This is a genomic window from Dactylosporangium vinaceum, from assembly GCF_019904175.1.
Classification (GTDB): domain Bacteria; phylum Actinomycetota; class Actinomycetes; order Mycobacteriales; family Micromonosporaceae; genus Dactylosporangium; species Dactylosporangium vinaceum.
On sequence record NZ_CP061913.1, the window covers coordinates 11,846,019 to 11,863,384 of the forward strand.

16 protein-coding genes and 1 pseudogene are annotated in these 17,366 nt (G+C 72.0%); 7 read left to right on the plus strand and 10 right to left on the minus strand.

Annotated elements, in window-relative coordinates:
- Positions 1 to 46 precede the first annotated feature (46 nt).
- Positions 47 to 667: a TetR/AcrR family transcriptional regulator gene (locus Dvina_RS53440; RefSeq protein WP_223100165.1), complete on the plus strand. Its 621-nt coding sequence runs from the start codon at positions 47 to 49 to the stop codon at positions 665 to 667.
- Here the strand turns inward: Dvina_RS53440 and purD are convergent.
- Together purD and Dvina_RS53450 are read right to left on the minus strand one after the other, a co-directional pair.
- Complete coding sequence (gene purD, locus Dvina_RS53445) at positions 638 to 1,900, minus strand: phosphoribosylamine--glycine ligase (protein WP_223100167.1); 1,263 nt, start codon at positions 1,898 to 1,900, stop codon at positions 638 to 640. The two genes, Dvina_RS53440 and purD, sit on opposite strands and share 30 nt — an antisense overlap.
- Positions 1,901 to 1,922: 22 nt before the next feature.
- Entirely contained in the window at positions 1,923 to 3,209 is a 1,287-nt protein-coding gene (locus Dvina_RS53450; protein WP_223100169.1) for an adenylosuccinate synthase, read from the minus strand.
- A gap of 83 nt (positions 3,210 to 3,292) precedes the next feature.
- Here Dvina_RS53450 and Dvina_RS53455 point away from each other — a divergent pair, with 83 nt between their 5' ends.
- Both Dvina_RS53455 and Dvina_RS55495 read left to right on the plus strand, forming a co-directional pair.
- Positions 3,293 to 4,171, plus strand: a complete 879-nt coding sequence (locus tag Dvina_RS53455; RefSeq protein ID WP_223100170.1) for a diacylglycerol kinase family protein — start codon at positions 3,293 to 3,295, stop codon at positions 4,169 to 4,171.
- A gap of 1,752 nt (positions 4,172 to 5,923) precedes the next feature.
- Positions 5,924 to 7,639, plus strand: coding sequence for a MinD/ParA family ATP-binding protein (locus Dvina_RS55495; protein ID WP_425516515.1), 1,716 nt, complete (start codon positions 5,924 to 5,926; stop codon positions 7,637 to 7,639).
- Between the two features lie 3 nt (positions 7,640 to 7,642).
- Here Dvina_RS55495 and Dvina_RS53465 read toward each other — a convergent pair whose 3' ends face one another.
- Positions 7,643 to 8,056 carry a DUF3151 domain-containing protein gene (locus Dvina_RS53465; protein WP_223100172.1) on the minus strand — a complete coding sequence of 138 codons (414 nt, stop codon included), beginning with the start codon at positions 8,054 to 8,056 and terminating at the stop codon, positions 7,643 to 7,645.
- Positions 8,057 to 8,243: 187 nt separating this feature from the next.
- On the opposite strand from Dvina_RS53465, the gene Dvina_RS53470 reads away from it, so the two are divergent.
- Together Dvina_RS53470 and Dvina_RS53475 are read left to right on the plus strand one after the other, a co-directional pair.
- On the plus strand, positions 8,244 to 9,464 hold the full coding sequence (locus Dvina_RS53470) for an LOG family protein (RefSeq protein WP_223100174.1): 1,221 nt from the start codon (positions 8,244 to 8,246) through the stop codon (positions 9,462 to 9,464).
- An 82-nt stretch (positions 9,465 to 9,546) separates the two neighbouring features.
- Entirely contained in the window at positions 9,547 to 10,701 is a 1,155-nt protein-coding gene (locus Dvina_RS53475) for a hypothetical protein (protein ID WP_223100176.1), read from the plus strand.
- Between the two features lie 61 nt (positions 10,702 to 10,762).
- Here Dvina_RS53475 and fbaA read toward each other — a convergent pair whose 3' ends face one another.
- Positions 10,763 to 11,788 (minus strand): class II fructose-bisphosphate aldolase, encoded by a 1,026-nt coding sequence (gene fbaA / locus Dvina_RS53480; protein WP_223100178.1) that lies wholly within the window; start codon positions 11,786 to 11,788, stop codon positions 10,763 to 10,765.
- 217 nt (positions 11,789 to 12,005) lie between these two features.
- Between fbaA and Dvina_RS53485 the strand changes: the two genes are divergently transcribed.
- Positions 12,006 to 12,218: a hypothetical protein gene (locus Dvina_RS53485; protein WP_223100180.1), complete on the plus strand. Its 213-nt coding sequence runs from the start codon at positions 12,006 to 12,008 to the stop codon at positions 12,216 to 12,218.
- Here the strand turns inward: Dvina_RS53485 and Dvina_RS53490 are convergent.
- The 6 genes and pseudogenes from Dvina_RS53490 to amrS all read right to left on the minus strand — a co-directional run bounded on the left by Dvina_RS53490 (position 12,202) and on the right by amrS (position 16,545).
- Entirely contained in the window at positions 12,202 to 13,098 is an 897-nt protein-coding gene (locus Dvina_RS53490) for an LCP family protein (RefSeq protein ID WP_223100182.1), read from the minus strand. The genes Dvina_RS53485 and Dvina_RS53490 overlap by 17 nt on opposite strands.
- Positions 13,095 to 13,586, minus strand: coding sequence for a SigE family RNA polymerase sigma factor (locus Dvina_RS53495; protein ID WP_223100184.1), 492 nt, complete (start codon positions 13,584 to 13,586; stop codon positions 13,095 to 13,097). Before Dvina_RS53495 ends, Dvina_RS53490 begins: the two co-directional genes overlap by 4 nt.
- Positions 13,587 to 13,662: 76 nt before the next feature.
- Positions 13,663 to 14,550 (minus strand): phytanoyl-CoA dioxygenase family protein, encoded by an 888-nt coding sequence (locus tag Dvina_RS53500; protein ID WP_223100186.1) that lies wholly within the window; start codon positions 14,548 to 14,550, stop codon positions 13,663 to 13,665.
- A 165-nt stretch (positions 14,551 to 14,715) separates the two neighbouring features.
- Positions 14,716 to 15,234 (minus strand): AmmeMemoRadiSam system protein B, encoded by a 519-nt coding sequence (gene amrB, locus Dvina_RS53505; protein ID WP_281428332.1) that lies wholly within the window; start codon positions 15,232 to 15,234, stop codon positions 14,716 to 14,718.
- Between the two features lie 103 nt (positions 15,235 to 15,337).
- A pseudogene (amrB, locus tag Dvina_RS55925) lies at positions 15,338 to 15,484 on the minus strand (AmmeMemoRadiSam system protein B); the annotation flags it as partial.
- A complete protein-coding gene (gene amrS, locus Dvina_RS53515) occupies positions 15,481 to 16,545 on the minus strand; it encodes an AmmeMemoRadiSam system radical SAM enzyme (RefSeq protein ID WP_223100188.1) in 1,065 nt (354 codons plus the stop codon). The pseudogene amrB (Dvina_RS55925) and the gene amrS, both read right to left, overlap by 4 nt.
- Positions 16,546 to 16,591: 46 nt before the next feature.
- On the opposite strand from amrS, the gene Dvina_RS53520 reads away from it, so the two are divergent.
- Positions 16,592 to 17,365 carry a DedA family protein gene (locus Dvina_RS53520; protein WP_246655912.1) on the plus strand — a complete coding sequence of 258 codons (774 nt, stop codon included), beginning with the start codon at positions 16,592 to 16,594 and terminating at the stop codon, positions 17,363 to 17,365.
- Position 17,366: the final 1 nt, after the last annotated feature.

Below are 17,366 nucleotides of genomic sequence, written 5' to 3' on the forward strand. Positions count from 1 at the left end.
AAGCTACTCATGCGTAACCTTACGCACGAGTAGGTAAGGTGGCAAGATGCTGAAGCGCCTCCCCCGCGTCGTCCGTGAGCAGCAGATGCTCGACGCCGCAGTGAAAGTCTTCGCGAAGCGGGGCTTCCACGCGGCCTCAATGGACGAGATCGCGGAGGTGGCCGGCATCTCCAAGCCGATGGTCTACGCGTATCTGGGCCCCAAGGAAGACCTGTTCCTGGCCTGCCTGCAGCGCGAGGCCACCCGCCTGATGGAGGCGGTCGCGGCCGGCGTCGTGCCTACCGCCCGCCCTGACGAGCAGCTGTGGAACGGCCTGCGCGCGTTCTTCGCCTTCGTCGGCAAGCACCGCGACGGCTGGCAGGTCCTCTACCGCCAGTCCCGCAGCGAGCCGGTGTTCGCGGGTGAGCTGGACGGCATGCGCACCCGGATCGTGGAGCTCGTCGCCGGCCTCCTCGAAGGCGCCTGGGCGCAGTCGACACCGGGCCGCCCGGTGGCTCCCGACGACTTCCTGGCCATGGCCTTCGCCTACGTGGGCGCGGCCGAGTCCCTGGCCGACTGGCTGGCCGACCACGCCGACGAGGACCCGGACCGCACGGCGACCCGCATGATGAACTTCGTCTGGATCGGCGCCGACGGCCTACTCCAGGGCCGCGCCTGGAAGGCTTAGCCGGCCCTCGGCGGCGGCCTGGGCGATGTCGGTGCGGAACTGCGCGCCGTCGAAGTGGATGCTCCGCACGAGCGCGTAGGCGGCCTCCCGGGCCTCGGACAGGGTGGCGCCCAGTGCGGTGCAGGTCAGCACCCGGCCGCCCGCGGTGACCAGGGCGCCGTCCGCGCGGCGAGCGGTGCCGGAGTGGGCGACGCCGGGCACGTTGTCGGCGCCGGTGATGACGTCGCCCTTGTGGGCCGACTCGGGGTAGCCGGCGCTGGCCATGACCACCGTCACGGCGGACTTCGAGCGCCAGGCCAGCGGCGGGTCCTCGGCCAGGCGGCCGACCGCGGCGGCGTGCAGGACGCCGGCCAGCGGGGTCTCCAGCCGGGCCAGGACGGCCTGGGTCTCGGGGTCGCCGAAGCGGCAGTTGAACTCGATGACCTTCGGGCCGTCCTCGGTCAGGGCCAGGCCGACGTACAGGGTGCCGTTGAACGGGGTGTCGCGCCGGCGCATCTCGGCAAGCGTCGGCTGGACCACCGTCGCCATGACCTCGTCGACAAGGCCGGGCGGGGCCCAGGGCAGCGGCGAGTAGGCGCCCATGCCACCCGTGTTCGGGCCCTGGTCGCCGTCGAAGATGCGCTTGAAGTCCTGGGCGGGCTGGAGCGGTACCGCCGCCGTGCCGTCGGTCACCACGAAGAGCGAGACCTCGGGGCCCCGGAGGTACTCCTCCACGACCACGCGCCCGCAGGCCGCCGCGTGCGCCAGGGCGGCGTCGCGGTCATCGGTGACGACGACGCCCTTGCCCGCGGCGAGCCCGTCGTCCTTGACGACGTACGGCGGGCCGAACTCGTCGAGCGCCGCGGCCGCCTGGTCCGGTGCGGTACACACGAAGGATCGGGCAGTTGGCACACCCGCGGCGCGCATCACGTCTTTGGCGAAGGCCTTGGAGCCCTCGAGCTGGGCCGCCGCCTGCGACGGGCCGAAGCAGGCGATGCCCTTGGCCCGCACGGCGTCGGCGACCCCGGCCACCAGCGGCGCCTCGGGGCCGACCACGACCAGGTCGGCCCCCGACTCCACGGCGAGCGCGGCCACCGCGGCCGGGTCCAGCGCGTCGACCGCGGCCAGCTCCCCGAGCGCCGCCATCCCCGGGCTCCCCGGAGCGCAGACGAGCGAGGTCACGGCCGGGTCGGCGGCCAGGGCGGCGGCGAGCGCGTGCTCGCGGCCGCCCGTTCCGATGAGGAGTACGCGCACTTGAACAGACTAATGGGGCAGATCAGAGGAGCTGGTGGCGGACCACGTTCTCGTCCCGGCCCGGCCCCACGCCGATGATGGATACCCGGGTGCCGGCCAGCTCCTCGATGCGCTCGATGTAGCGGCGGGCGTTGGCCGGGAGCTCCTCGAACGTGCGCGCCTGGGAGATGTCCTCCCACCAGCCCGGCAGCTCCTCGTAGACCGGCGTCGCGTGGTGGAACTCGGTCTGCGTCATCGGCATGTCGTCGGTGCGCTTGCCGTCCACGTCGTACGCCACGCAGAGCGGCACGGTCTCCAGCCCCGACAGCACGTCGAGCTTGGTGACGACCAGGTCGGTGATGCCGTTGAGCCGGGTGGAGTACTTGGCGACGACCGCGTCGTACCAGCCGGTCCGGCGCTCACGGCCGGTGGTGGTGCCGTACTCCCGGCCGACCTTGCGCAGGTGCACGCCGTTCTCGTCGAACAGCTCGGTCGGGAACGGGCCGGAGCCGACGCGCGTGGTGTACGCCTTGGTCACGCCGATCACCTGGTTGATGGCCGTCGGCGGGATGCCGGAGCCGACGCAGGCGCCGCCCACGGTGGGGTTGGACGACGTCACGAACGGATACGTGCCGTGGTCCATGTCGAGCATCGTCGCCTGCGCGCCTTCGAGCAGGACCGTGCGGCCCTCCTCGAGCCCGCGCCACAGGACGTGCCGGGTGTCGGTGATGTACGGCCGCATGCGCTCGGCGTAGGTGAGGTACTCCTCGACCACCGCTTCAACTGCGATTTCCTTGCGGTTGTACACCTTCACGAGGACCTGGTTGCGTTCCCGCAGCACGATTTCCAGCTTTTTGCGCAGGATGCCCGGGTCCAGCAGGTCCTGGACGCGGATGCCCATCCGCGAGACCTTGTCGCCGTACGCCGGTCCGATCCCGCGCCCGGTGGTCCCGATCCGCGCCGAGCCGAGGTACCGCTCGACGACCCGGTCCAGGGCCCGGTGGTGCGGCATGATCAGGTGCGCGTCGCCGGAGATCATGAGCCGCGAGACGTCGACGCCCCGCTCGGCCAGCCCGTCGATCTCCGTGAGCAGCACCTTGGGGTCGATCACGACCCCGTTGCCGATCACGATGGCCGCGTTCGGCCACAGTGCGCCCGAGGGCATAAGGTGCAGGGCAAACTTCTGCCCGTCCGGAGTCACCACGGTGTGACCCGCGTTATTGCCGCCGGAGTAGCGCACGACGTAATCCACGCCGCCGCCAATCATGTCGGTAACCTTGCCCTTGCCCTCGTCGCCCCACTGAGCGCCGATGAGCACGATCGCTGGCATGTCTGCTCGCCCTCCAAGGTCGGGCGACCCGCGTTCGCCCAGGGTGCCAGGCTAACAACCTTCGGAAAGGCAGGCTGACAACGGTGGTCGACATCGTGCTGCTCACACTGGGCGAGGACGCGCAGTGCGGCTGCGATGGCGGCGCGTGCGGAACGCGTACTCCCATTCTCGCCTGCCGCGACGCCCTTCGCACTTCTTCTTCGCACGAGGTCCGCACCGTCGTCGCCCACGACGACAAGGAGATCGACGCGGCGCTGCGGTCCCTGCCGGAGGCCCGCCTGATCGTGGCGACGGCCGCCGACGGCCAGCTGCGTGCGGTGATGCGCCGCCTGGTCCGGATGTACGCGCCGGCCCCGAGCAAGCGCCCCTCCGACCTGCCCGGCGACCGGACCATCCCCGACCTGCCGCCCATCGGGGTGCTGCCGCTCGGCCCCGACGCCACCGACCTGGCCAGCCGGCTCGGCCTCCCCCGCTCCCCGGCCGACGTGGCCGCGGCCGTGCTCGGCGGCAAGGTGCGCCGGCTCGACCTGCTGCGCAACGACGGTGGCTCGGTCACCCTGGACGGCGCGCTGCTGGGTGGGGTACTGGCCTCCGGCGGGACGGGCACCTTCCTGGCCCGGGTCGAGGTGGACGACCACGTGCTCGCGGACGGCACGGAGCCGGTGCTCATGTCGGTCGTCGCCAACGCCGAGCGCTACGCCACCGTCGACGGCCTGCCGCTCGTCACCGCGCCCTCGATCGACGACGGGGTGCTCGACGTCGCCGTGGCGATCCCGGTCGCCGCCCGCCGCCTCTTCCGCCGCCCCCGCGTGGAGATCCAGGTCCGCCGCGCCCACGGCCGCGCGGTCGCCATCTCCCCCCGCGCCGAACTGCCGTTCGTCGATGACGGCGTCGAGGGGACATTGACGCACAAGCGCTCCTGGTGGATGGAGCGCGCAGCCTGGGCCGTCTACGTGCCGTAGGACGTTTCGTAATCTTGGCCGGGCCGCTCAGCGGTGTCGTAGGTCGAACTCGTCGCATACGGTGGAAGGGCACCGCGGGGAGGGAAGGCACACATCGTGAACGACATGGTCTGGCCGCCGGACGACAACGTCGACGGACGGCGGGGCGAGCGCGCCCACAAAGCCGGAGGCCCGGCCCCGGACCAGGCCGGCAGCTCGCCGTGGTCGCAGCCACCCGGCAGCGTCGACCCGCTGGCGTGGCCCCCGATCCGCGAGACCCCGGCTTCCGCCGACGACGAGGACAAGGTCCCACAGCACGGCCGCCCCGTCCCCCATACTCCCGCCGGCGGCGAACCGATCTCCTCCCCGGCCGGCGGCATCCCCGTCCCGGGCGCCGGCGGCATCCCGATCACGGGCGGCAACGGCATCCCGGTGTCCGGCGGCATCCCGGTCCCCGGCCCCTTCGGCGAGAGCCCGTTCACCCCCCGCCCCGCGGCCTCCACCCCACCCGGCCCAGCGTCCCCTCCACCCGGCGCGGGCTCCACTGCCGGCCCCGGCGCTCCGGTCTCCGGCGCCCCATCGTTCGGCGGCCCGGCGTTCGGTGGTCCGGCTTCCGGCCCGGGCACTCCGATCTCCAGCGGTCCGGTCTCCGGTGGCCCGGCCTCCAGCGGCCCCGCGTCCGGTGGCCCGGCCTCCAGCGGCCCCGCGTCCGGTGGCCCGGCCTCCAGCGGCCCGGCGTCCGGTGGTCCGGGCGGCTCGGTTCCCGGCGGTGCGGCGACTGGTCCCGGTGCTCCCGCTCGGGGCGGTCCGGCCTCGGGCTCCGGCCCGCTCGGTGGTCCACCCGCTTTCGGCGCCCCCCGCCTGAATCTGAACGCCCCGGCCTCCAGCACCCCGGCCGCGGGTTCCACGGCGCCAGTTCCAGGCCCCGGCGCTTCTTCCAGCGCGCCCGTTTCCGGCCCCAGCGCCTCGTCCAGCGCGCCCGTTTCCGGCCCCGGCGCGTTCCCCGCCGCACCCGTTTCCGGTCCTGGCGCTTTCCCCGGCGCGCCTGCTGCCGGCCCTGGGGCTTTCCCCGGCGCGCCGGGCTCTGGAACTCCCGCACCCGGCTCGGGACCGAATCCGGCTCCGCCGGCACCGTTCTCGGGCCCACCGGCTCCGGGCCCGTTCTCGGGAGCGCCCGGCACCGGACCTGCGCCGGTCGGCCCCTTCTCCGGTCCTCCGGCACCGACCCCGTTCTCGGCGCCACCTTCGGGCCCCTTCTCCACGCCGCCGGGCTCTCCTCTGCCACCGTCCGCGTTCGGCCCGCCGTCCGGCCCCACGCCTTCCGGACAAACGCCGCAGTCCGGCCAGATCCCGCCCCCGCCCGGCTCGATGCCACCACCTCCGGGCTCACCGCCTCCACCGCCGGGCGCATCGCCACCCTTCACCGGCTCCGTCCCGCCCCCTCCGGGCACCATGCCGCCTCCGCCGGGCTCGATGCCGCCGCCGGGCTCCATGCCTCCAGGTTCGATGCCACCGGGCTCCGTGCCGTCGGGCTCGATGCCGTCGGGCTCGATGCCGCCTGCATCATGGTCGACGACCGGACCACCACCCGGCGCCGTACAGATGCCGCCACCCCCCGGCCCGCTGCCCGGCGCCCCCATGTCCGGGCCGCCTGGACCGCCGTTCGCCGGACCTCCCGGGGCGCCCATGTCCGGGCCGCCGTTCGCCGGGCCGACCGGTGCCCCCGTGTCCGGACCCCCTGGGCCGCCGTTCGCCGGACCGACGGGGGCGCCCGTGTCGGCACCTCCCGGATCGCCGCCGCCGGTTTCGGACGGAGCCCCGCCGGCCCCAGCCACGCAGGTGCTCTCAGTCGTGCCGCCGCAGGGTGCGTCGACGCCCGAGCCGCCGCTGACCCACCCCTTCGGATCGCCCGCCAGGCCGCCCAAGAGCGCCGAACCCGAGTCCTCGGGGCCCGCGCAGGACACACCGGCCGGGCCGGTCGGGCCGCCGTCGCCCGGGCCGTACCAGGTTCCGCCGACCGCGTCGCCGTTCGGCCCACCGCCGGGCGCCCCGCCGCAGGACCAGCCGCCCGGCCCCAACCAGGGACCGCCGACCGGCGCGCCCCTCGGCCCGCCGCCGGGTGTGTCCTTCGGGCCCCCGCCCGGGCCGTACCAGGGTCCACCGGCCGGGTCGCCGTTCGGCCCGCCCCCCGGAGCCCCGCCGCAGGACCAGCCGCCCGGCCCCAACCAGGGACCGCCGGCCGGGCCGCCGTTCGGGCCGCCGCAGGACTCGCCGTTCGGAGCCAGCCAGGGCCCGCCGCCCGGTATGCCCTTCGGGCCCCCGCAGGGTCAGCCGGGGCCGCCGTTCGGGCCGCCGGCTGGACAGATGCCGCCGGCTGGATACATGCCGCCGCCTGGGCAAATGCCCCCACCCGGACAGTTCCCGCCGGAGCCGGGGCCCGGGCAGGTGCCGCCGCCCGGGGCGTATGGGGCCGGGGTCGGGTATGCGGAGCCGGGGACGGGCAACCCCGCCGTGCCGCCGCTGCCGCCCATGCCGCAGGAGAACTGGCACGACGGTTCGACGCCCACGGCCGAGGAGTTCGCGCGGCGGCGACAGGCCAAGCCGGCCGACCCCGTGGCGTCGCAGGGACTTCGGGGTGCGCTCGCCAAGAGCACGATGGGGCTCGTCTCCGTCGGGCCCGGCAAGCGCGAGCTCGAGTACCGCCAAGAAGTGGAGATGGTCCGCCGCAACTTCGGCGGGCTCCGTCAGGTCACCGTGGTCAACCCCAAGGGTGGCGCCGGGAAGACCGTGGCCGTGCTGCTGCTCGCCATGACGTTCGGGCAGAAGCGGGGCGGCTACGTGCTGGCCTGGGACAACAACGAGACGCAGGGCACGCTCGGCATGCGGGCCCAGCAGGACTTCCACAACCGGACGGTGCGCGATCTGCTGCACAACCTCAGGGACTTCCAGGGGGCGCAGGGGCGGATCGGCGACCTGTCGCAGTATGTGCGGGCGCAGGGCGAGGGCATGTTCGACGTGCTGGCGTCGGACGAGTCGGCCACGGCGGGCGAGATGCTGACCGCCGACGCGTTCGGTGAGCTGCGCGACGTCGTCAGCCGGTTCTACAAGCTGATCTTCGTGGACACCGGGAACAACGTGCGGGCCGAAAACTGGCAGGCCGCCATCGACGCCACCGACCAGCTCGTGGTCACCATGTCGGCGCGTAACGACTCGGCCGAGACCGCCTCGCGCATGCTCGACCATCTGGAGCAGCACGGGCGGCAGCGGCTGGTGCGGCAGGCGGTCACGGTGGTGTCGATGCCGCCCAGCAAGCGGTACGTCGACGTGCCCGCCATCACCCGGCACTTCGCGGCCAGGACGCGGACCGTCATGATCGTGCCCTACGAGCGGTTCATCGACTCCGGCGAGCCCATTCGCTACGCGGGGCTGTCGGCCGCCAGCCGCGACGCCTGGCTCAAGGTCGCCGCGGCCGTGTCCGAGGGGTTGTAGCAGCTACGAGAGTGCCGAGACCGCGGCCGGGTCGCTGTCGCGCAGGAATGTCGCGCAGCGCTCGGCCTCCTCGGCCTCACCGATCTGGCCGGCCGCCACCCCGAGGGCGTTCAGCGCCCGCAGGAAGCCCTGGTTCGGCTCGTGGGCCCACGGGACCGGGCCGTGCCCGCGCCAGCCGTTGCGGCGCAGCTGGTCGAGGCCCCGGTGATAGCCGGTCCGGGCATACGCGTAAGCCGTCACCGGCTCGCTCGCGCCCAGGGCCAGTTCGGCCAGGCGCGCCCAGGCGGCGCTGTAGGACGGGAACTGCGCGGCGACCGCCTTCACGGCCTCCTCGGAGTCGGCCTTGGCCAACAGGTCGGCCGCGTGCGGCTCGGCGGGCAGCAAAGTGGGCTCGGGCCCGGGCAGGAGGTTCTGCATGCCGCAATTCAACCAGAGACGGCCTGGCTGAACGGTTGAGCCCGCGCGAAGCGCACGGAGGGTGCAGCGCCGATCGCCGGGCGGCTAGAACTGAAAGTCCGGAGCCTCCCCAGGACCCGGTTCGCGGTGGCTCGATCCTCAGGATCGGGCCATCGTCGTTTGATCGGCTTTGGCAGGATATGGAGCCGTGCCCACCCCGCCACCGCCGGACGTCGTCGCGCTGCACGACCACTCGCCGGACGAGATCGAGTCGCCCGAAGAACTCCAGTTCCACCTGAGCCAGGGAACCATCGCCGGCAAAATCGTCCAGGGCCTGGACCTGGCCGCCGTCGACCTGTCGAAGATCGACGTGGCCGACTCGCTGTTCATCGGGTGCCACTTCGCGGCCCTCGAGACGGTCGTCGACCTGCTGCTGCGCCGGGCCGTCGTGGTGCCGGAGTTCGCCGGCGTTCCGTACCCGACCCACCCGAGCCAGCTGTACGTGCCGGAGGACCTCGCGGCCGGGTTCGCCGCCGAGGGCTTCGACGGCATGTTCGACACCGCGGTGTACCGGCACTTCCGGGCCACCGGCGGGGCGACGCCGGAGATCCGCGAGGCCGTCGCCCAGCGCATGCACGACTCGGGCATCGACAACGCGCTGGCCAACGTGACAGCCGGGTGGATCGGCGCGCGCGGGCCGGCCGCGGCGATCGGCATCATGGGCGGGCACGCGGCGCTGCGGGGCGCGGTGGAGTATCGCAACGCCGCCGAGCTCGCCTGGCGCCTGGCGCGGGCCGACCGCCTGGTGGTGACCGGCGGCGGTCCCGGCGTCATGGAGGCGGCCAACCTCGGCGCGTTCCTGGCCGAGCACCCCCTGGAGACAGTCGCCGCGGCCATCGACGCGCTCGCTGACGCTCCGGACTTTCACGACCACCAGCCGTACACCCAGAAAGCTCTGGAAGTTCGCGAGCGCTACGGGCGCCCGGTCCCGCCCACGCCCGACTCGGCCGCGCCGGCCGACCAGGCCACCGTCGACCCGGTCACCTGGGCGAAGCGCGGCGGCCTGGCCATCCCGACGTGGCTCTACGGCCACGAGCCGGCCAACCTGTTCGCGGCGAAGATCGCGAAGTACTTCTCCAACGCGATCCGCGAGGACACGATCCTGCGGCTGTCGCGGGGCGGGATCGTCTTCGCGCCCGGCATGGCCGGCACGGTGCAGGAGGTGTTCCAGGCCGCGACCAAGACGTTCTACGCCACCGACGGCGTGAGCGGACCGTTCGTGTTCCTGGACGTGGCCCACTGGAGCGAGCGGCTGCCGATCCGCGGCCTCCTGGAGCCGCTCCTGGCCGCCTCCCCGGTCGGCGACCTGCGCGAGCTGCTGCACATCACGGACGACGTCGCCGAGGCCGCGGAAATTCTGACCGCCTAAGTGAACGCATTTCGCCATTACTCAAAGTAATGCTGCTGTTACGTTGGGTCAGCAATAGGTTGCAGAAAGGAACCCAGACCCCATGCCGCAGCAACGAATCTGGCGAAAACGAGCCGTAAAGCTCGCCCTGAGCACCGCCGCCGGCACCGCCATGATCGTCGGTGGCCTGCCACACGTGGCCTACGGCGCCGCGCTGAGCGGCACCATCGCGATCACCACGCCGACCACCGGCAAGCTCGCCGCCGCCACCGCCAAGCAGGTCCTGACGCTCACTGTCACCGGCCAGACCCTGTCCGAGGCGCTCGTCACAAGCGTCGACCTCGGCCCGGACTGTCTGGCCGTGCCGACGTACATCGTGACGAGCCCCACCACGATCGCCGTCAAGACGCCCACCGCCGGCTGCGCCGCGACCACCGTGGCGGCCGGCGACAACATCGTCATCAACTTCGCCGGCGGCAACACGCTGACGAAGACCGGCGGGCTCTTCTTCATCACCCCGCCGGCGATCGCGGCCACCGCGAGCAAGCCGGTCATCACCGAGAACAGCGCGCTGCTCAACACCGCCGATCAGGTGCAGCGGGTGCTCGCCGCCGGTGGCCAGACAGTGCGGGTCAAGGCCGCGAGCACCTACGCGTTCGACCCGCGCACCGCACAGGGCCTCGCGGTCACGTTCGGCGGCAAGGCCGTGACCGATCTCAAGGTCTACGACGACTCGGGCAGCGCCCCGGTCCTCGTCGCCGCGAGCGCGACCTCCGCACCGCCGGTCGGCAACTTCATGACGTTCAAGACGGGCGTCGGGATGTCTTCGAACGACGCCAGCCTGACCATCACCCAGGGCGGCGTCAGCAAGACCTTCGCGGCCGCCGACACCGGCGCCAGCGTCGTCGCCGTGCCGACTGTCACCTCGCTGAGCGTCACCTCGGGCCGGGCGAAGGGCGCGACGAGCACCGTCCTGACCACGTCCACCCTCTCCGACAAGACGCTGGCCGACTGGCAGGGTGGCTCGGCGACCTGGGGCGTGAACTTCTGCGACAAGGCGGCCACGGTGACCGCGATCAACTCCACCGGCACCGGCATCACCGTCACGACGCCGGACGTCAGCGATGACGCCAACGGCCTCGGCACCGGCGTGTTCGCCGGCTCCTGCCCGGTGACGATCGTCGACCAGACCGTCTCCGGCTCGCCGGTCGTCGGCCCGGTCACCCCGGGCGGCTACTTCAACTTCCTCAACGAGTAGCCACCGAAACCCAAGCAGAAAGGCCCGGCTGGAGATCCAGCCGGGCCTTTTGGCGACTGCCTTACTTGGACAGCGTGGTGCCCGTCGAGCGCAGGTGCTCGCAGGCCTCGACCACGCGCGCGGCCAGACCGGCCTCGCCGGCCTTGCCCCAGGCCCGCGGGTCGTACGCCTTCTTGTTGCCGACCTCGCCGTCGATCTTCAGGACACCGTCGTAGTTGGTGAACATGTGGCCGGCGACCGGGCGGGTGAACGCGTACTGCGTGTCGGTGTCGATGTTCATCTTCACCACGCCGTAGTCGAGCGCCTCGCGGATCTCCGAGAGCAGCGAGCCCGAGCCGCCGTGGAAGACGAGCGACAGCGGCTTCTCCTTGCCGTACTTGGCGCCGACCGCGTCCTGGATCGTCTTGAGGATCTCCGGGCGCAGCTTGACGTTGCCCGGCTTATAGACGCCGTGCACGTTGCCGAAGGTCAGGGCGGCCATGTAGCGGCCCTTCTCGCCCAGGCCGAGCTTCTCGACCATCGCGAGGCCGTCCTCGACGGTGGTGTACAGCTTGTCGTCGATCGCGCCGACGACGCCGTCCTCCTCGCCGCCCACGACGCCGACCTCGATCTCCAGGACCACCTTGGCCGCGGCCGTCTTGGCCAGCAGCTCCTCGGCGATCTCGAGGTTCTCGCCCAGCGGCACGGCCGAGCCGTCCCACATGTGCGACTGGAACAGCGGCTCCTCGCCCTTGGCGACCCGCTCGGTCGAGATCTCCAGCAGCGGGCGGACGAACTTGTCCAGCTTGTCCTTCGGGCAGTGGTCGGTGTGCAGGGCGATGTTCACCGAGTACTTCTTCGCGACCTCGTGCGCGAAGGCGGCCAGCGCGACCGAACCGGTGATCATGTCCTTGACGGTCGGGCCGGAGAGGTACTCCGCGCCACCTGTCGAAACCTGGATGATGCCGTCGCTCTCGGCCTCGGCGAACCCGCGGATCGCCGCGTTGAGCGTCTGCGACGAGGAGACGTTGATCGCCGGGTAGGCGAACGCGCCGTTCTTGGCGCGGTCGAGCATCTCGGCGTAGACATCGGACGAGGCGATGGGCATGACGGCGCTCCTTGACTATGTGGATCGTGCGGTTTTTGGAGCCGACAGGCACGGCTCCGCGCGGACCGCGCTGTCCCTGCACGGAGTATCTCGCAGGCCCGGCCCTGCCCCGACGCCGGGTGACCGGGCCGGGGAATTGCCGGGGTGCCGGGGCGGGGCGGGTCCGACCGCGTACCGTGGAGGACGGCCGAGCAAGCGAGCGACAGGAGCCGCGGCGATGACCCAGCCAGACGAAGACCTGCTGGCCCTCGACGATCGTCTCGACCCGGACGTGCGCGATCCGGAGGCATCACCCGCCGACGCGGTCGAGCAGGCCCAGCCGGCCAACCCGCTGGACCGCCCCTACACGCCGCACGCGCGGCCGTGGGACGCGAACGAGTACGACGCGATCGAGCAGGACCGCGAAGTCGACCTCAGCGACGAGTACTAGAAGCGGCGTACTGCGGATGGGCGTCCAGCCAGGCGCCGACCCGCCCGTTGCGCATCGCGTCGTACAGTCCGTCGCCGGCCGGCCGGTCGGGTAGCTTGACCGCCGAGATGCCGGCCGGGTCGACGGCGCCGAGCCGCTGCGGCAGGTCGAGAAGCGAGGCCGAGCCGCGGTGCAGCTCCACGGACGCGCCGGCCGCGGCCAGCACCGCCGGTTTGGCCGCGGCCTTGGCCAGCGCGGTCAGATACTGGTGCAGCACCTGACCGTCGCCCGCGACAAGCGACTGGCGCAGGCGATCCACCGCCTCGTGCGGGTCGTAGTGCCGGCATCCGGGCGCGCACAGGTCAACGCCACCGGCCGCGCGGGTGACCGTCTCGAGGCCACCGACGTCGATGACCGCGCCGCCGTCGAGGGCCAGCCCGGTGAGGCCGGCCACCGCCTCGGCCACCAGCTTGTATCCACCGACCAGATAGGCCCCATCGGCCCGCTGCCGGCCGAGACCGGGCAGGTCGAGCAGGAAGTCGCGCGGGAGGAGCACCTCATACGCGGTGCGGGCGCCGGGGTTGACGTGCAGCAGCACTATCGCGTTGGCGTTCACCTGGACCGGCTCGCCGGAGCCGCGGTCGACGCCGATGACCAGCAGGTTGAGCGGCTGCCCGGGCGGCGGGGCGGCGACCGGCGGGGCCGTGCGCGGGCCGCTCAGGAACGGCATCAGCAGCAGGGTGAGCATGGAGCACAGGAACGTCAGGCCGGAGAACACCCAGCGCCGCAGCGCGCGCAGCCGCCGGGCCCCGACGACTATCGACTCGCCCAGCTCTGGGGTGGCCACCGGGACGAGCTCCTCGCGGCGGGCGAAGGTCTCGCGCAGCAGGTCGTCCATCATGAGCCGGCCACCGTCGGCGTGAGGTGGGTGCGGAGCGTGGCCAGGGCCCGGGAGATCCACGAGCGGACGGTCCCGACCTTGGTGCTCATCACGTCGGCGATCTCGCCGTCGGAGAGGCCCTCGTAGTAGCGCAGGACCAGGGCCGCGCGCTGCTGGCGGGGCAGCCGGTCGAGCCACAGCCACATCTCGTCGCGCTCGGCCAGGCTGTCGGCGTGGTCGGGCTCTTGCCCGCCGGTGTCGAGGTCCACTCCGCGCAGCGCGACCCGGCGCAGCCAGGAGCCGCGGTGCAGGTCGACGTACGCGTTGGTGATCATGCGCTTGACGTAGCGCTCAGGCAGGTCGGCCGCGGCGATCCGGCGCCACTTGAGCTGAGCCCGGATCATCGTGTCCTGGACGAGGTCCTGCGCCGTGTGCGGGTCGCCCGTCAGCATCACCGCATAGCGCAGCAGCGCCTGCAGCCTCGCCTCGACGAACTCTTCGAACGTCAACGAACGGACCCCTCGAATCCTCGGCCGCCGCCGGCCTCCGATCCATAGACGGATCGAAGACCGGCGAACATTGCGGCTACGGAATCAGCGGAGGGTAGGACGGGTCAAGCAGGCCCTTGTCGCGCAGCGCGACGTAGAGCGGCGTCGACTCGGGGTAGTGGCCCCAGTGGTGGTCGCCGTCGCCGACCCCGACGCCGCCGAGCAGCTGCTGCTGGACGGGGCTCAGGTCGTTCCACCACGGCTGCTGGGGCAGGCGGGCGATCTCGTCGCGGATCGCGATCCAGCGGTACGTGTAGCCGAGGAACACGCAGCGGCGGGTGATCTCGGAGTAGTTGAACGAGCGCGCGTGCCAGATCCGGCGGTCGAAGAAGACCACGTCGCCGGCGTCGACCTTGACCTGGACCGCGCCCGGCGGGGCCGGCCACGGCACGTCGCGCTTCGGCGGGCCGGGCAGCCAGTTGGTCTTGTGGCTGCCCGGGAGCAGCGTCAGGTTGCCGCGGCCCTCCTCGGAGACGTCCGAGAGCCAGTACGCGAGCTTCACCGACAGCCGCGGCCGCGGGTCGGTCTCCAGCTCACGGTTCTGCCGGCCGCCGTCCTGGTGCCAGTGCCAGAAGTCCGGCTTCGGGGCGGGGATCGTCGGGTGCACGTCGAGGTGCGAGTGGTAGATGTGCACGTTCCAGCCGAGGATCGACCAGACCAACGGGAACGTTGCCGGGTGGTCGATCAGACCGGCCAGCTCCGGGCAGCTCGTGACCGCGCTGAGCAGGTGCAGCGAGCCATCGGCCGCCCGCGGGTGCGTGGCGTGCGCGGTGTCGAGCACCGACGCGTAGTGGCGGACCTCGTCCGGGCTCAGCACGCCCTTCAATACGAGGTAACCGTCCGTATCGAACTGCTCCCGCTGCTCGCTCGTCATCGGCACCCAGTCGGTGCCGGCGGTCGGGCCGGCCGTCGTCGTGGCAGACATGCCCCGTTCTCCAGTTCCGGCGCCGTCCACACGGCGCCTCCATCTGCAAGACGGCTGGGGGGCACCGCAGTGGGGGTCGTCCGATCGGTCAGGGTCTTCTAGCCGATTCGGGCGCAACGGAATAGACCGTTATGACGTCGGTGTGCCGTATATGACTACACAGCGTCACGCGCCGAGCGATGCCGCCAGGTAGCCGACGACCCGGTCGCGCGGCCCGCCCTCGTCGCCGGAGGTGGCCTGGTGCAGCACACGCACGCCGAGGTCGAGGCCGCGGGCCCAGGCCAGCAGCCCCCGCAGCGCATACCGCCCGCACGCGGCCCGCTCCCCGATGCCATCGGCATCGAGCCGCACGATGGCGTCGACGGTCCGCGCGTCGGCCGCCTCGGCCTGCTCCTGCGTCAGATAGTGCGAAAGATCGGTGCTGCACAGCACGATCGACCCGGGTGTGGCGACCTTCGCGAGCAGCGCGGCCACCTCCTGCGCCCCGGCGACTCCGATCGCCACCGGCAACACCTCGGAAAACCCCAGAACCTGCAGAAGCGGCAGCTGTACCTCCAGAGCATGCTCCGGCGCGTGCGGCACGTCGTCGGCCACGGCCAGCCCGCCGCCCACGAGCTCGCCGGCCGCCTCCATGTCGATCGTCACAGCGCCGAGCGGCGTCGACCACGTGGACTCCGCCGGCACCGCCGCGCCGCGCAGCGGGACCCGGTGCGCGGGCCCCAGCAGGAATCACCCGCTCGGCCGCGCGCCCGGCCAGGCGCCTGTAGACGTGCACGGCCGTCGGGCCCGACCACCGGTAACCGGCGTGCGGGACGACGTATGCGGGCGCGTTGTCGGTCTCTGGACGTACCCCCGCCAAAAGCTCTTCGATTGTCGTGCGGAGCTCCGCGGGGTCTTCGGGGTAGAAGCTCCCGGCCACCGCCGGCGGCCTCATCCGATCTTCACCGGGAGCCGCCGACGGCCCCAGGTGCCGGCCGGGCCGTCGAACATGCCAGGCATCGCGTAGCCGCAGCGGCGGCACCGGCCGTCGTCGGTGAGCCCGTAGTCGAGCAGGTCGTACCAGTCCCGAACGATCGCCGCCGCCCCGCAGCCGGGGCAGGCCGTCGTCTGGCCGCCCTGGTCGTGGACGTTGCCGGTGTAGACGAAGCGCAGCCCGGCGTCGTGCGCGATCCGCCGCGCCCGGCTCAGTGTCTCGGGCGGCGTGCGCGGGATGTCGCGCATCTTGAAGTCGGGGTGGAACGCGGAGAAGTGCAGCGGCACGTCGGGCCCGAGGTGCTCCAGCAGCCATTCGCACTGCCGGTGCAGCTCCTCGTCGCCGTCGTTCTGCCCGGGGATCAGCAGCGTCGTCACCTCGAACCAGACGTCGGTGGTGCGCAGGTATTCAAGCGTCTCCAGCACCGCGTCCAGCCGCGCGAACGTGACCTTCTCGTAGAAGCGCTCACTGAACGCCTTGAGGTCGATGTTCGCCGCGTCGATGTGCCGGTAGAACTCCTCGCGCGGCGCCGGGTTCATGTACCCGGCCGAGACCGCGACCGCCTTGATCCCCCGCTCCCGGCACGCATCGGCGACGTCCATGGCGTACTCCATGAAGATCACCGGGTCGTTGTAGGTGAACGCGACCGACCGGCACCCCAGCCGCTCCGCCGCGGCCGCCAGCTCCCCGGGCCCGGCCGCCGCGGCCAATGTGTCGATCTCGCGACTTTTCGAGATGTCCCAGTTCTGGCAGAACCGGCAGCCGAGGTTGCAGCCGGCTGTGCCGAACGACAGCACGGCCGACCCGGGCAGGAAGTGGTTCAGCGGCTTCTTCTCGATGGGGTCGACACAGAAACCCGAGGACTTTCCGTACGTCGTCAGGACAATCCGGTCATCCCGCCGCTCGCGCACGAAGCAGAAGCCCCGCTGGCCCTCGTGCAGCCGGCAGTTGCGTGGGCACACGTCGCACTGAACCCGCCCGTCATCGAGGGGATGCCAGTGCGCGGTCGCGACCACCGCCATAGTCCGAGCTTAGTCCGGCCGGAAACCTCACGTACCCTGGTGACCCGTGGAAGAAAAGACGCGTGCCGTGGGCGACCTGCTCGCCTTCAACCCTCTCGACGCGAAGGGGCTGCTGAGCACGTTCGGCGTGATCGGCGTCTGGATCATCATGTTCGTCGAGACCGGGCTGCTGGTCGGCTTCTTCTTCCCCGGCGACTCGCTGCTGTTCCTGGCCGGCGTCGCCTCCTCGGAGGCCGCAACCGACCTGCTCGGGACCCGGCTGAGCCTCACGCAGCTGCTGATCGGCGCGCCGATCTGCGCCATCGCCGGCGCGCAGCTCGGGCACTTCCTGGGCGCCCGCTACGGCCGGCAGATGTTCAACCGGCCCAACTCGCGGATCTTCAAGAGGGAGTACGTCGAGAAGGCCGAGCACTACTTCGCGAAGTTCGGCCCGGCCCGCGCGGTCGTGCTGGCCCGCTTCATCCCGATCGTGCGCACGTTCCTCAACCCGGTGGCCGGCGTCGTCGGCATGCCCGCGGGGCAGTTCTTCGTGTGGAACGTGGTCGGCGGCGTCCTGTGGACCGACGGCATCATCTTCGCCGGATGGGCGCTGGCCGACCGCATCCGCAAGCTGATCCCGCCGGAGAAGATCGACACCTACCTGCTGCCGGCGATCCTGCTGATCGTGCTGATCTCGGCCATCCCGATCTTCATCGAGATCTTCAAGGGCTTCCAGGAGCGCCGCCGCAACAAGAACGCCGCGCCGGCGGTTGACCCGGCCAACGCTCCCACCGAGGTGTTCCCGACGATCCCCCCGGGCAACCACCGGGTGCGGGACTGAG

Bases quoted from the DNA above. Each gene is read 5' to 3' on its own strand.
- Dvina_RS53440 (WP_223100165.1), top strand. From the start codon at position 47: ATGCTGAAGCGCCTCCCCCGCGTCGTCCGTGAGCAGCAGATGCTCGAC.
- Dvina_RS53450 (WP_223100169.1), bottom strand. From the start codon at position 3,209: ATGCCAGCGATCGTGCTCATCGGCGCTCAGTGGGGCGACGAGGGCAAG.
- Dvina_RS53465 (WP_223100172.1), bottom strand. From the start codon at position 8,056: ATGCAGAACCTCCTGCCCGGGCCCGAGCCCACTTTGCTGCCCGCCGAG.
- Dvina_RS53475 (WP_223100176.1), top strand. From the start codon at position 9,547: ATGCCGCAGCAACGAATCTGGCGAAAACGAGCCGTAAAGCTCGCCCTG.
- fbaA (WP_223100178.1), bottom strand. From the start codon at position 11,788: ATGCCCATCGCCTCGTCCGATGTCTACGCCGAGATGCTCGACCGCGCC.
- Dvina_RS53485 (WP_223100180.1), top strand. From the start codon at position 12,006: ATGACCCAGCCAGACGAAGACCTGCTGGCCCTCGACGATCGTCTCGAC.
- Dvina_RS53490 (WP_223100182.1), bottom strand. From the start codon at position 13,098: ATGATGGACGACCTGCTGCGCGAGACCTTCGCCCGCCGCGAGGAGCTC.
- Dvina_RS53500 (WP_223100186.1), bottom strand. From the start codon at position 14,550: ATGTCTGCCACGACGACGGCCGGCCCGACCGCCGGCACCGACTGGGTG.
- amrS (WP_223100188.1), bottom strand. From the start codon at position 16,545: ATGGCGGTGGTCGCGACCGCGCACTGGCATCCCCTCGATGACGGGCGG.